This is a genomic window from Ectobacillus funiculus (genome assembly GCF_004138295.1).
GTDB lineage: Bacteria > Bacillota > Bacilli > Bacillales > Bacillaceae_G > Ectobacillus > Ectobacillus funiculus.
Genome location: NZ_SCFM01000016.1, coordinates 1 through 14,246 on the forward strand (window position 1 = coordinate 1; position 14,246 = coordinate 14,246).

Annotated in this window: 14 protein-coding genes and 1 riboswitch; of the genes, 7 read left to right on the forward strand and 7 right to left on the reverse strand. The window is 36.7% G+C overall.

What is annotated here, in order from left to right:
- The coding region (locus EP737_RS12255; protein WP_165350775.1) for an ABC transporter permease at positions 1-438 on the forward strand (438 nt) is incomplete at its 5' end.
- A 443-nt stretch (positions 439-881) separates the two neighbouring features.
- Here EP737_RS12255 and EP737_RS12260 read toward each other — a convergent pair.
- Positions 882-1,724, reverse strand: a complete 843-nt coding sequence (locus EP737_RS12260) for an aldo/keto reductase (protein WP_129728267.1) — start codon at positions 1,722-1,724, stop codon at positions 882-884.
- 175 nt (positions 1,725-1,899) lie between these two features.
- A complete protein-coding gene (locus tag EP737_RS12265; RefSeq protein ID WP_129728268.1) occupies positions 1,900-2,337 on the reverse strand; it encodes an RrF2 family transcriptional regulator in 438 nt (145 codons plus the stop codon).
- Between the two features lie 239 nt (positions 2,338-2,576).
- Between EP737_RS12265 and hmpA the strand changes: the two genes are divergently transcribed.
- Positions 2,577-3,815, forward strand: a complete 1,239-nt coding sequence (gene hmpA, locus EP737_RS12270; protein ID WP_129728269.1) for an NO-inducible flavohemoprotein — start codon at positions 2,577-2,579, stop codon at positions 3,813-3,815.
- A gap of 569 nt (positions 3,816-4,384) precedes the next feature.
- Positions 4,385-5,785, forward strand: coding sequence for an amino acid permease (locus EP737_RS12275; protein ID WP_129728270.1), 1,401 nt, complete (start codon positions 4,385-4,387; stop codon positions 5,783-5,785).
- 318 nt (positions 5,786-6,103) lie between these two features.
- Here EP737_RS12275 and EP737_RS12280 read toward each other — a convergent pair whose 3' ends face one another.
- On the reverse strand, positions 6,104-6,649 hold the full coding sequence (locus tag EP737_RS12280; RefSeq protein WP_129728271.1) for a sugar O-acetyltransferase: 546 nt from the start codon (positions 6,647-6,649) through the stop codon (positions 6,104-6,106).
- Positions 6,650-6,685: 36 nt separating this feature from the next.
- The gene (locus EP737_RS12285; protein WP_129728272.1) at positions 6,686-7,231 is read right to left on the reverse strand and encodes a cupin domain-containing protein; all 546 of its coding nucleotides are present in this window, start codon (positions 7,229-7,231) and stop codon (positions 6,686-6,688) included.
- A 161-nt stretch (positions 7,232-7,392) separates the two neighbouring features.
- Here EP737_RS12285 and EP737_RS12290 point away from each other — a divergent pair, with 161 nt between their 5' ends.
- Complete coding sequence (locus EP737_RS12290) at positions 7,393-8,745, forward strand: D-serine ammonia-lyase (protein WP_129728273.1); 1,353 nt, start codon at positions 7,393-7,395, stop codon at positions 8,743-8,745.
- A gap of 325 nt (positions 8,746-9,070) precedes the next feature.
- On the opposite strand, the gene EP737_RS12295 is transcribed toward EP737_RS12290, so the two are convergent.
- Together EP737_RS12295 and EP737_RS12300 are read right to left on the reverse strand one after the other, a co-directional pair.
- A complete protein-coding gene (locus EP737_RS12295) occupies positions 9,071-9,418 on the reverse strand; it encodes a spore coat protein (protein ID WP_129728274.1) in 348 nt (115 codons plus the stop codon).
- 22 nt (positions 9,419-9,440) lie between these two features.
- Entirely contained in the window at positions 9,441-9,716 is a 276-nt protein-coding gene (locus tag EP737_RS12300; protein WP_425455901.1) for a ferritin family protein, read from the reverse strand.
- A 212-nt stretch (positions 9,717-9,928) separates the two neighbouring features.
- On the opposite strand from EP737_RS12300, the gene EP737_RS12305 reads away from it, so the two are divergent.
- From EP737_RS12305 to EP737_RS12315, 3 genes are all read left to right on the forward strand, one after another.
- Entirely contained in the window at positions 9,929-10,531 is a 603-nt protein-coding gene (locus EP737_RS12305) for an NADPH-dependent FMN reductase (protein WP_129728276.1), read from the forward strand.
- Positions 10,506-11,594 carry a CdaR family transcriptional regulator gene (locus tag EP737_RS12310; RefSeq protein WP_129728277.1) on the forward strand — a complete coding sequence of 363 codons (1,089 nt, stop codon included), beginning with the start codon at positions 10,506-10,508 and terminating at the stop codon, positions 11,592-11,594. The genes EP737_RS12305 and EP737_RS12310 overlap by 26 nt, the downstream gene beginning before the upstream one ends.
- A 249-nt stretch (positions 11,595-11,843) precedes the next feature.
- Positions 11,844-12,983: a glycerate kinase gene (locus EP737_RS12315; RefSeq protein ID WP_129728278.1), complete on the forward strand. Its 1,140-nt coding sequence runs from the start codon at positions 11,844-11,846 to the stop codon at positions 12,981-12,983.
- 441 nt (positions 12,984-13,424) lie between these two features.
- A riboswitch (cyclic di-AMP (ydaO/yuaA leader) is annotated at positions 13,425-13,570 on the reverse strand.
- A gap of 152 nt (positions 13,571-13,722) precedes the next feature.
- Here the strand turns inward: EP737_RS12315 and EP737_RS12320 are convergent.
- Entirely contained in the window at positions 13,723-14,226 is a 504-nt protein-coding gene (locus tag EP737_RS12320; protein WP_129728279.1) for a DUF6241 domain-containing protein, read from the reverse strand.
- Between the last annotated feature and the right edge of the window lie 20 nt (positions 14,227-14,246).

Consider the following 14,246-nt stretch of genomic DNA (forward strand, 5'->3'; position numbering starts at 1 on the left):
ATCGTAATGGGTATTATTTCACATATCATGTTAAGCCAAATGAGATTTGGTAAGTACACATACGCAATCGGCGGGAATGAACAAGCTGCACGTATTTGCGGGATTCCAGTCGATCGCTACAAAATTATGATTTTCACATACGCAGGTCTTTTAGCAGGTATTGCAGGTTTGATGTTAACAGCGCGTATTTCTGCGGGACAGCCAAGTCTTGGATTAATGTATGAATTGGATGCAATCGCTGCTGCGGTTATCGGCGGAACAAGCTTAAATGGCGGAATTGGTACGATTCCAGGAACAATGATTGGTGCTTTGATTATCGGGGTTCTAAACAATGGACTTGATTTAATGAACGTATCTTCTTACTGGCAGCAGATTTTAAAGGGAGCGATCATCGTAGCAGCAGTACTTCTTGACTCTCGTAAAAACAAAAAATCTTAAAAAGTTGTAGGCGAACTCTACGAAAAAATCTATTTTATAAGTTGAAAAGTGGCAGGGCTCGCCGATTGGCGAGCCCTGACCTTGGGCGGAGACAGAGGCGTAGTTGCCCTTATACTGTATTCCTAAAGTTTCTTACTACGTCGAATGGTCTCCTAGCTAGAAATGTATACTTTCTTACAGTGTAAATAAATTCAATACCCGTGTGTAATAAAAATCAGCCAAGTGCTTTTTCAAAGAAGCCTTGGCTGATTTCGTATGTATTCTCTCCTTGGATAATCGCAGTTGATAAGAATCAGTGTATTCTGTAGTGATGCAAGAATTACAAGGAAAAAAGCAAACCTTCTGGCACACAAATAAGAAAACAGAAGTATCTGTATAACTAACACTATTCATTTTTGCAAACGATCATTGTATTTACACCAGAACCGTTTTACTTGCAATTGTTAAAATTCTTCATAAGTAGCAGGATCTTGATTGTTAATTCTACCATCTGGACGAGTTAATTCTGCGATCATACTCATTTCCGTTTCAGTTAGGGAAAAATCAAAAATTGAGATATTCTCAAGTTGTCGTTCAGGAGATGAAGATTTAGGAATTGAGATTGCCCCTAGCTGATAGTGCCAACGTAAAATAACTTGTGAAATCGTCTTGTTATGATAGTCAGCAATCCTTCCAAGCGTTTCATTTCGTAGAACGGCACTTGCACGAGCTAATGGACTCCAGGACTCTATTGTAATGTTGTTCTCTTCGTGCCATATTCTTTGTTGTTCCTGGTTAAAGAATGGGTGTAATTCTATTTGGTTTATGCTTGGCTTCGTGCCAGTTTCTTTTTCTAAACGTTCTATATGTTCAGGTAAGAAATTACAAACACCAATTGAACGAATCAGCCCCGATTTTTTAGCGTCAAGTAATGCTTGCCAAGCTTCTACATATTTATCCTGCTTAGGATTAGGCCAATGAATAAGGTATAAATCATAATAATCTAGATTTGCACGATATAAGGATTCTTGAATGGTAGTAACCGCTTTATCGTACGCTTGATAACGACCTGGTAATTTGGAGGTAATTCTTAATTCCTCACGTGGAATCGAACTTCGCCGAACAGCTTCACCTACAGTCCCTTCATTTTCATAATTATAAGCAGTATCAATTAGTCGATAACCTGCATCAATTGCGCTAGTTATAGCATTGGCACCTGCATTTCCATTCAGGCTATATGTACCAAGACCTATAACTGGTAAAGTAAGGCCATCATTAAGCGTAATCTCTGGGATTGATATACTCATAATTAATCACTCCTTTTCAGTAATATTTTAAGATTATCATCTGTATGAACAGAAATTCAAATAATTGAACTGCTGTTGCCTTGTCAGATTTATATAAACGGTAATCGTTAGATTTCTGTACTAACACAATTGAAAAAGCTGTTCATCTTTCCAACAGCTTTTTCAATTGTAATCGTCAAGTTTGAAAGTTAAATAGTTCTAAAAGCCCATCCTGTGTGACAATATCGGCAAGCGTATATTGATCTAGTACATTTAGATAAGCCTGAAGTGCATCATGTAGAATATGTTTTAATCGGCACGTGGGACTCAAAATACAAGAGTTTTTTTCAGCATTAAAGCATTCCACCAGATGGAAATCTTCCTCGGTCTTACGAATGACAGCTCCTATGTTAATTTGATCTGGTTTTAATGCAAGACGAATTCCGCCGTTTCGGCCTCTTATCGTTTCAATAAAGCCAAGCTTACCAAGTTCATGGATCACTTTCATGAGATGGTTTTTGGAGATGGTATATTTATCGGCGATATCCTTAATATTTGCAAGTTGGTCATTATTTTGCATTGCTAAATAAATCAGAACCCTTAAGGAATAGTCAGTATATTGTGTTAGGCGCATTGCCTCGACCTCTTTCAAAACAGCATGTAATTACTTTTATCTTACTATATTTTTTTAGGAATACAAAAGGGAGATACCCATTACCAAGTTATAAGTTTGAAAAAAAGCAAATTATGTCTAATTTGTTAAAGATGTATTTTAAATATTGCTTTTAAGTAAGGTTATCACTATGATAAAGATATATTTAAAATACATCTTTAAATGAGTCATAAAAAAACAGACACATGGAGGTTATCGCTATGTTAAGCGCAAAAACAATTGAGACAATTAAAGCGACCGTTCCCGCATTAGAAATTTATGGAGAAGCAATTACGAAGCGTTTTTATGAAATGATGTTTACGAATCATCCTGAACTTTTAAACATCTTTAATCATATGAATCAAAAGCAAGGGAGACAACAAGGAGCGCTTGCAAATACTGTATATGCAGCAGCCCAGCATATTGATAAGCTGGAACAAATCATTCCTGTTGTTAAGCAAATTGCACACAAGCATCGCAGCCTCGGTGTAAAACCAGAACATTATCCTATTGTTGGTGAGCATTTATTATTAGCAATTAAGGACGTATTGGGTGATGCGGCAACAGATGAAATCATTGATGCATGGGGTGAAGCATACGGTGTCATTGCTCAGGCATTTATTAGTATAGAAAAAGAAATGTATGATGAAGCAGAACAGCAAGAAGGCGGATGGGCAGGATTCAGAACCTTTGTTGTGGACAAAAAGGTAACAGAAAGCACGGCTATCACATCATTTTATCTAAAGCCGCAAGACAATCAACTTCTTCCTTCATTTCTGCCTGGGCAGTATACTAGTGTCAAAATAAGTGACCCAGGAGAACAGTATACACATATCCGCCAATACAGTCTATCAGATGCACCAGGGAAAGACTATTACCGGATCAGTGTAAAGCGTGAGTGTGGAAACAACTACCCTGATGGAAAAGTGTCCAATTACCTTTATAATCAAATAAAAGAAGGAGATACATTGGAAATAAGCGCTCCTGCGGGTGACTTTACATTAAATATGGATACTACTATACCTGTTATTTTAATCAGCGGTGGAGTTGGCTTAACGCCAATGGTAAGTATGCTGAATACAGTTGCAGAAAAGCAACCTGAACGTGATGTAACATTTATTCACGCAGCCATTAATGGAGAACACCATGCACTGCGTGATTCTGTTGAAAAGTTGACACAGGAAAAGAAACATGTAAAATCCTTTATCTGCTATGAGGCGCCAACGGAAAAAGATCGTGCAGCGGGCAATTACGACAAGGAAGGCTACATCGATCTTCCATGGTTAAAAGAAGTGCTGCAATCAAATGAAGCTGATTTTTACTTCTGTGGACCACTTCCATTTATGAAAACTATTCGCAGTGCACTTTTAGAGTGGGGAGTACCGCAAAATCGAATTCATTTCGAATTTTTCGGACCTGCTGTGGATTTAGATAAGAAAGAAGAAGTAACTCAAAATTAAAGCGAAAGATAGAACTGGAAGAAAGCTAGATTTTTTAGGTTGCTTGTATCTATTAACAGGAGGCGTGTTGAACGGTTAGTTAATAGAAGGGGAACGAGGAAGCTAAGTGTAGGACTCATCAGAGTGCCTATGCTTAGCTTTTTTTACTGTTTCTAGTTGAAATCAACAAAACTAATGTACACCTATAGGAAATAGTTTACATTCAACACAAAAAATCCGTGTTCCAATAAGAAAGGAACACGGTCATACAAATTAGGAGGAAGGTCTTATGGAATACCTCAAACTTCTCCTTCATACGCTGTATGTAGCAAAGACAAGCAGAGGGAAGGATGAAACAAGCGATTTCTCCCTATCAAATTGAATACAAGATGACCATGGGAAATCGAGTTGTAGGTGAATGTACAGCACATGTCTTTTCTGAATTCCTTGTTATAGAAAAAGTTAAACAGGAATTGTTTTGGTTTTGCAACATCCATTGAATTACTTTACTATGAAAAAATGTTATAATTATTTTTCATAACTATATATGAATAGAACTTTGTATCGATTTAGTGTAGGAGAGGTGAATCATGGTTAAGAACACACAAAACAAAGAACTTCAGAGGGGATTAGAGGAAAGGCATATTACCCTAATGTCTTTAGGGGCTGCGATTGGGGTCGGCTTATTTCTTGGTTCGTCTACGGCCATACAGACAGCAGGGCCGGGAATATTAGTCGTATATGCCATCGCTGGACTTATTATGTTTTTTATTATGAGAGCCCTTGGGGAAATGGCGATCCAAAAGCCTGTTGCCGGTTCCTTCAGCCAATATTCGCATGATTATTTAGGACCACTTGCGGGGTACTTAACTGGATGGACCTATTGGTTTTTATGGATTGCCACCTGTATGGCTGAAATTACAGCTGTAGGTATTTATATGCAATACTGGATTCCTGACATCCCGCGCTGGCTTTGGTCGTTAGCCGCACTATTGCTAATGTCATTAGTCAACTTCCTTGCTGTAAAAGCCTATGGTGAATTGGAGTTCTGGTTTGCCCTTATCAAAATCGTCACAATTATTTTAATGATTGTGTCCGGTGCTGGAATGATTATTTTTGGTTTTGGAAATGGCGGGATTGCGACTGGCATTCATAACCTTTGGAGCCACGGAGGATTTTTCCCGCACGGTATAAACGGACTGTTAATGTCGATGCAAATGGTCATGTTTGCCTACCTTGGAATTGAAATGATTGGCGTCACTGCCGGGGAAGTTAAAAACCCGCAGAAAAACCTAGCTAAAGCCATTGATAATGTGTTCTGGCGGATTCTTATCTTCTATGTGGGTGCATTATTTGTAATTATGTCCATTTACCCCTGGAATGAAATCGGCTCAAAAGGTAGTCCGTTTGTGTTGACCTTTGAACAACTTGGGATTCCAGCTGCAGCAGGCATCATCAACTTTGTTGTTTTAACAGCCGCACTTTCATCTTGTAACAGTGGAATTTTTAGTACGGCGAGAATGCTGTTTAACCTTGCTGAAAATGGAGATGCACCCAAAAAATTAGGGAGAGTAACAAAAAATGGCATCCCAGGATTCGCTGTTATTTGTTCAGCCGTTGTTTTATTGATGGGTGTTCTATTAAATTATGTTGTGCCAGCCAAGGTATTCACATGGGTAACGAGTATTGCCACATTTGCAGCTATTTGGACATGGGGAATTATTTTACTATCACAGATAGCTTACCGCAAAAACTTAAATTCTAGTGAGAAGAAAACGTTGAAATATAAGGTTCCTTTTTTCCCATTGTCATCGTATATTTCGCTCGTGTTTTTAGCCTTTGTTCTTGTCGTGATGGCTATTAGCCCAGATACACGAATTGCCTTATATGTTGGCCCATCTTGGATCATACTTTTAATTGCTTTTTACTTTTTAACCGGCTTACATAAAAAGAATTCAAAGGATAGAATAAAGGAAGAGCATATCAGCTAAGCAGCAAGGAGGATTTATTGGGGCTGCTGACAAGCTAAATTGCCGAACACTAAGGCACAAAATATAGTAATAACAAAGAAGATGAACCACTATCCTGTAGTGATTCGTCTTCTTTTGCTTTTGGTCTTTATTTGTCAACATCCCCTAGGGGGTTGCCTTTTTATATAGTTTTTGGTAATCGGCATTAGTAGATTTATTTAGAAAGTATTTGTATTGTTACTTTTGTAGTAAGTCCCTTTGTGGTCTATGACAGCTATTCTGTCTGGGGCTGCCTGTTGGTATAACATTCGAAAGCGGAAGTCATCTTTTAACAACTCCTTACTCGATGGTTCTTAATGGCTTTGCTGGATTTCCTGCTACAATCGTATTAGGAGGTACATCTTTTGTAACGACTGATCCTCCCGCAACAATGGAGTTATCACCAATCGTAATTCCAGGCAAAATGACACAGTTCCCCCCAATCCATACACTGTTACCGATCCCGATTGGTATCGCATATCCACTCTTATTCCTATCTTTAGGTTCTATCGAGTGTCCAGCGGTATAAATTCCAACATTCGGACCTATCATGCAGTCATCGCCAATTCTTACTTCTGCCATATCTAAGATTGTGCAGTTATATCCAGCGTAGAAGTTCTTACCAACGTGAATGTTATAACCTAAGTCACAGTGAAAATTGTGTTCAATACTAACATTTTCACCTACACTTCCGAACAACTCTTGAATAAGGTTTTCTCTTTTTTCAAAGTCCTCAACGTCACTTCTGTTAAATTCCTGAACGAGTTTATGAGCACGAATACTCTTCTGTTTCAATTCTTCTGTTCCTCTTTGGTACATAATTCTTTCTTTATCTGTTTGAGCCATATTGTGTCTCCAATCTTATTAAAATTAGACTCTTATCTAAAAAGCTGGTGGAGTTACTGAAAAAAGTATAGCAGCATTTTTATCAAAGTTATTTTCCCATTTATGCTTCATATGTGCTGGTATTTTTACACTGTCACCAGATTCTAATATGAATTCCTCATCATTTAAAAACACTTTAATTTTACCTTCTAATACATAAGCAACTTCTTCTCCTTTATGCCCCAACAGTTTCTCGGATGAAGCTGTGTTCGGTGGGAAATTCATAATGGCTGCTGCAAGGTTTCCAGTAAAATCAGGCGAAACGAGCTCATAAGATAAGTTTTCAATGATCATTTTCTTTCGGCTATTCGATCTAACAACTAAATTCATCGTGTTGGTTTCTTCAATGAAGAAACTAAATGTAGGAACATCTAGGGATTTCGCTAAAGTTTTAAGGGTTTGAATAGAAGGGTTTGCTAAGCCACGTTCAATCTGGCTTAACATTGAAGGTGTTATTTCAGCTAACTTTGCTAGTTCTCTAATACTTAAATCTTTAGTTTTCCTATACTTTTCAACCTTCTTACCAATATCTATATTTTCCATTGCTATGCACTCCTTGATAAAGAACGTTAATTTTAATTTAACATCTTTAAATAAAACTTAACAACTTAAACGGTTTGTGTTAAATTTTATTTAACGTTTGTTTAATTAGATTTTAATTCACCTTGATGGTTATAATCAAGTCGATTAGGAGGATTAACTAAATGAAAGAGATTGAATGCAGAAATCTACAAACATTAAAAGACCACTATCCTTTACTAAACAAACTCATTTCGATGGAAGAAATATTGTGGTTAAATCCTAATGTTAAAAAATATAAAACAGGAATCGGAAATTCTCCCCTTACTCAAGATAATGTAGAGGATGCAGAGGAAAGATTGAAACGTTTTGCTCCATATATCGCAAGGGTCTTCCCAGAAACAAAAAAGCTGAATGGGATAATAGAATCTCCTTTAGTGAAAATTCCTTCCATGAAACAATCCTTAGAACAGAATTATCAACAGCCTATATTAGGTGAGTTATTGCTTAAGTGTGATAGTCACCTTCCTATATCAGGGTCTATAAAAGCAAGAGGCGGGATTTATGAAGTTCTCAAACATGCCGAAGAATTAGCTCTTCAACATCAATTGTTGACAATTCAAGATGACTATTCAATTTTAGATAGCGATAGGTTTCGAACATTCTTCTCACAATATTCAATCGCAGTAGGTTCGACTGGGAATTTAGGACTTAGTATAGGCATCATGAGTGCAAAGTTAGGTTTTAATGTGACTGTTCATATGTCTGCTGATGCAAAACAATGGAAAAAAGACTTGCTTCGAGGAAAGAATGTTCATGTCATTGAATATGAAGCGGATTATAGTAAAGCAGTGGAGGAAGGTCGAATCCAAGCAGATGGGGACCCTACATGTTATTTTGTGGATGATGAGAATTCTCATGACTTATTTTTAGGATACGCCGTGGCAGCATCTCGATTAAAAAAACAATTAGAAGAGTTAGAGATAACCATTGATGAAAATCATCCTTTATTTGTTTACCTTCCATGTGGAGTAGGCGGTGGTCCTGGCGGTATAGCTTTTGGTTTGAAGTTATTGTATCAAGACCATGTTCATTGTTTCTTTGCTGAACCTACCCACTCTCCATGTATGTTACTTGGTTTAATGACCGGACTTCATGATAAGATTTCTGTACAAGAAATTGGTATTGATAATGAAACAGACGCTGATGGGCTTGCTGTTGGAAGAGCATCTGGATTTGTGGGTAAAACTATGGAACCGTTTATAAGTGGTAATTATACGATTAGCGATGAACAATTGTATAAATTATTAAAGGAACTAGTTGATACAGAGGGGATTCATCTAGAACCTTCAGCACTGGCAGGCATGATAGGACCAATTAAATTATATAAAGAAGGGGCAGATTATTTACTGAAGCACAATTTAACAGAAAAAATGAGTAAGGGTACGCATATTGTTTGGGGGACTGGTGGAAATATGGTTCCTAAAGAAATGATGAAGCAATATTATCAAAAAGGATTGAATGTAACACGGGGTTAGTTGATCCCCGTGTTTTTTATTTTAGACAACCACATTTAAATTTAGAGAAATTACGTCAAATAAAAAAGAAAGTCACACAGACCGCATATTTTAGAATAAAGTTTAGTAAAAAACGTTTATAATCCTTAATGTATCAACGTTTTTATAAAAATACGGACTATATTTTGATCAATCTTTTTTATAAACACCGTAACTTCATTTCAAAGCCATAATACAGAGTAGAACGAAACAATAACTAACTAAACAAACACAAAACTTTTACCTATCTATTTAGGTGTGAAGTTTGAGTTAATAAATAATACTGGATGTCTCTTTTAACTTTTAATTAAGAGTATGGAAATTGGGTTGAGTAGTTGCTAAATTGCTTGTATGCTTGATCCAGTTTTTGCTGATCTTCAGCTTCAAGCTTATACCAGCCATTTTGAAACATTAAAGTATAGAGCTCACGGCAGCTTTGATGTGTTTCGTTTAGTATTTGAAGTATGTCGTTATGAAGCTGATCGTGGCTTGCTTCACGTACAGCGATATTTAAACTGTCTGTTAAATGTTTACAAGCGCTGAGACCATCGTTGATAAAATCACGGTCATTCATTTCTGGTCCTTTCACTTTTGGCAGCTGGCCTGTTTGTTGATTCGCAATTTGGTTACTGTTTTGATTTTGCTGAGTTTGCATTTTTGCTACCTCCATTTTTTTTTTACTGTAAAGGATGAGAATTCGGTAAATGTGCTAATGCTTCATTGTTATTAACCTGCAGATGGGGGAGTAATCTTTGATAGTGATTTTGGTGCATTTGCCCTGTTTTTTCCAGTACTTGTTTTATATCAGGATTGTTTACCTGCTCGGCTAGATGATGAAATTTCTTAAATGCTAGAAGCTCCCATGATAAGACATCTTTAATGTAAAGCAAATCTTTCGTCGTAATCGCTCTAGGTGGATTAGGAATCTGTGGTTGATTCATTTGTGTTTGCATTTGCATTGAAAAATCTCCTTTCGTTTTCATATCTGGCTTAGAATTAGCAAATAATATCCAGAATATACAGGGTTCTTTATTCAACTGATGAAGCAAATTAGTTGAACATAACATTTCAAAACAATATGATTATGGGGATGGAATATTAAGGGATTTGAAGAAATAATGGAAATTTAAAAATCAAATTTGTAGTTAATAGAATGGATGATACTATGAATGAAAAAAGAATAAAGATACTTGCTATTTCAGGAAGTTTACGAAAGAACTCTTCTAATACAAATATTTTATATGCTATTTCTAATCTGAAATCAGAAAATATTGATTTTCATTTTTATGAAGGACTGGAACATCTCCCACATTTTAATCCTGAAATAGATACAGAGGATCCTCCTTCTTCTGTTAAAGACTTACGCGAACAATTAAAACTAGCTAAGGGCGTAATAATATGCACTCCAGAGTATGCTAGGGGGGTTCCAGGGGTCCTAAAAAATGCTCTTGATTGGGTTGTGTCTTCGGGAGAACTCATGAATAAACCAGTTGCTGTTATTAGTGCTTCTCCACATAGTTCAGGTGGAGATAAAGCTCATGAGTCAATTATGCTCACATTGCAGATGGTCGAAGCAAAAATACCAAAAGAAAGCACACTACAAATTGCTCATGTAGGAACCAAGATTAATAATAAAGCTGAAATCTTAGATTCCACAACAAAGAAACAGTTAAAGTCAGTGCTTAATTCCCTTATTTCATCTATTTTTAATCATACATTTTATAATATTGAGGACATAAGCGATGATGAAAGAAAATTTCCGAATTAGCCATTCGTTAGCCCAAACAATTGTAGATGCAGCAAAAGAAGTGGTTGGAAAGGACATCAACTTTATACAATTAGACGGAAAAATTATTGCTAGTACTGATCCCAGCCGAATTGGCTCCTTTCACGAAGCTGCTTTTCAAGTAAAAGAAAAGAGAACGGTAGTAGAGGTTTCTGAGAATAACACATTCAAAGGAACGAAAAAAGGCATTAACTATCCGGTTATGATTGACCAACAGATGCTTGGTATCATTGGTATATCAGGTGATCCCGAAGAATGTAAATCGTTAGGATTTTTACTCACAAAGATTACAGAAGTATTGATTAAAGAACAAACGATGGCAGATAAAGTTTATTCTTTAGATGAACTACGTTCCTCTATTGTGCGCATGCTTATTTTTGAGGATGAAAAAAATAATGCTTCCATGAAGGACTATTTACAACAGCTTCAATATGAGCTAGAAGAGGTTGCGTTTGTAAGTGTCATCCATATACATGGGTTAAACAATCCCTCTTCACTTCCTGTTAATATGCACGATATTTTACTAAAGCAAGGAATCAAACTCTTTACTTATTTGTTCCCAAACCAATATGCTATCATTGTTAATGAATCGCAGTATGAAACGACAGTACAAATATTAAAAACGTATTTTGATTCCATGCAGATAAGTTGTTCTATCGGAATTGGCAGCATCAGTGCTTTAGAAGAACTCGCGACGTCCTATAAACATGCAAAGTTTGCCTTAAAATATGCCCTTTCAAAGCAAGTACGTGTATGTGAATACGCAAAACTTGACTTAGAAATGATCATGGAAAATATTGATCCCCATATAAGAAATGACTATGCTTTGAAACTAGTGGGTAAGCTTTCGGAAGCAGAAAGGACACTCTTACACACCTACTACAAGTATAATCTTTCTTTAAAAGAGACAGCTGCGGAGTTATTTATTCATAAAAATACGCTACAATATCGTCTTGACAAAATTACTGAAAAAACAAAGGTAAATCCAAGAGAATACCATGATTCCGTTAAACTTTATATTGCTCTTTTGCTTCAAACGCTTTAGTTTGAAGTTTTTTGCACTTTAAGAAAGTATAAATTTCTAGCCAGAAGACAATTCGACGTAGTGAAAAATTTTAGGAATAAAGTATAAGTAGGGCTACGCCTCTGTTTTCGCCCAAAGGCAGGGATCGCCAATCGGCGGGTTTTCTTTATTACAGGAACCAAAATTTTGTCTAATTATTTGTTACGTAGCCCATAACATCCTCATTTTACTTCGTCTATAATTAAACATAAGTAAAGGAGGTCTTAAAAAATGAAGGTTTTAATTGCTATCGATTCATTTAAAGGAAGCATTTCTTCCATAGACGGCAGCAAAGCCATTTCTTTAGGAATAAAAGATGTCGATCCTGATATAGAGATTGTGACCCTTCCTTTAGCGGACGGTGGAGAAGGAACTGTAGAAGCGTTGGTTCAAGCAACCGAAGGACAATTTGTCAAAAGGGAGGTAATAGGCCCGTTACATGAGAAGGTAGATGCTGTATACGGTATTTTAGGAGATAAAAAAACAGCAGTGATTGAAGTGGCGGCAGCATGTGGTTTACCACTTGTTCCTTCTAACAAACGCAATCCATTTGTTACAACTACATATGGAGTTGGTGAATTGATTTGCGATGCGATAGAGAAAGGATGTCGCGACTTTGTCATCGGGCTTGGAGGGAGTGCTACAAATGATGCGGGCGTTGGGATGCTTCAAGCATTGGGGTTTAAATTCTTAAATCAGTACAATGAAGAAATCGGTTGGGGAGGAAAGGAACTGCAAAACATCCACAAAATCGATGTAGCCGATATACACCCTGAGCTCCAGGCTTGCACATTTAAAGTGGCTTGTGATGTGAATAATCCTCTTTATGGACCAACCGGAGCTGCTTATATTTTTGGTCCCCAAAAAGGTGCAACAGCAGAAATGATCAAAGAGCTTGATCAAGGGCTTGAAAACTTTGCACAGATTGTTCTGGATGAGTTAGGTATGGATATTCATAATATAGCTGGTGCAGGAGCTGCCGGTGGACTTGGAGCTGCATTTGCAGGCTTTTTACATGCCAGTCTCCAGTCTGGAATCCAATTAATTTTAGATCTCATTGCAATGGAAGAAAAGATACAAGGTGCCGATTTTGTTATTACAGGGGAAGGAAGGTTAGATGGACAAACTTCAATGGGGAAAGCTCCCTTAGGTGTGGCACAATTAGCGCATAAACACCATATCCCAGTAATTGCACTAGCAGGCGGTATTTCAGAGGAAACATCAACCTTAAATAAACTTGGCATAACTTCTTATTTCTCTATTATGAATGCACCAATGTCTCTTGAAGAAGCAATGGATTCAAAAATAACTTTTGATAATTTACGATTAACTACTAAGCAGTTATTTCGATTGATTCGAGCGGTTCGTTAATGATGATCAAAGTGTAAGCGAACATCGGCAACTCTCTCGAGAAACTCATAACACATTCAAAAGAGAAGCCTTGTATCAGTGTATTGATTACCTGAACAGCTTATTTTTGTTAAGACACACAACAGAAGATTAATTAAATAGACTACTTAATATAATTCGATTTATAGGAAGCTATAGAAAAAATACTACACAAAAAGTGGCCACAAGGGTCACTTTTTGTGTAGTATTTTTATTGTTTATGAGATAACATGTCGATGTATGCTTGGATAATTTCTAATATTTGATATCCCATGAGAGATACTGCAGTAAAAGAGAAAAAACCAATGACAATAAAACGAATCCACATAATAGATCTTCTCCCTTCATATGGTAATAGATGCTAATAAGTGACTCTAAAAGTCATCTATACCCTTAAGGAGAACTTATATGAGGCATGATGCCACATCCTCTCTTCATTACGCTTACGAGGTTAGCTGTCGGACTCGGGATTAGAGAGTTTCCCTACCTTAAAAGGATTCGCCCCTAGTGACTTATAATCACTGGTTTGGTTCCCCCGTTCCTAATTCAGGATTCAGCAAAAAATTTTTTGGTATTTTATAGATTACCATATTTTAACAATGAGTGCAAATGAAATTTTTTGGTTGTGGTGCAAAACTCGTTTGTGACATAAAAAAATATGCATGTGTCATGCGACTTGCATTTTGATGAGAGGATAGCATCTATTTCTCCACCTGGTTTATCAATTTGCACTTTCCAAATAAGCCTTTTCTTCTTCTGCTGTAGCAAGTCTTGTGGCTATTCCAACGTTTCCACCTTGCCATTTCCAAACCTGATTATGAACCTCAACACAGTAGGAGAAATCACCCTTTTCCCATTCTCTTAGAGCTTTCATATAAAAATCATACTGAGAAAGATGGTCTTTATTTTTCTCAGCTATTGCAATTGTTGCCTTAATGTTTTTTGAAGACATTCTAGTAAATGTCCATTTCTCATTGGCTGCTACCTTTTGGTGAGTCATTCCATGAAGAATGGTTTGTACCTCTGCATCAGTAATCATTTCAGACTTTAAATCCACTTCATCTTTGATTTGAACCTCAGTTGGACCTTTTTCAGCCTTGGTTGAAGTCTTTACATTCTTACTTTCCCAATGGTCAATATAGGAAAAAGTAGCATAAACACTTCCTACGAGTAAACCGATGGAAATCGTAATCCACATTAAAAACTTCATTATTGATTTTGTCATAATATCCCCCTGTTGGAAAA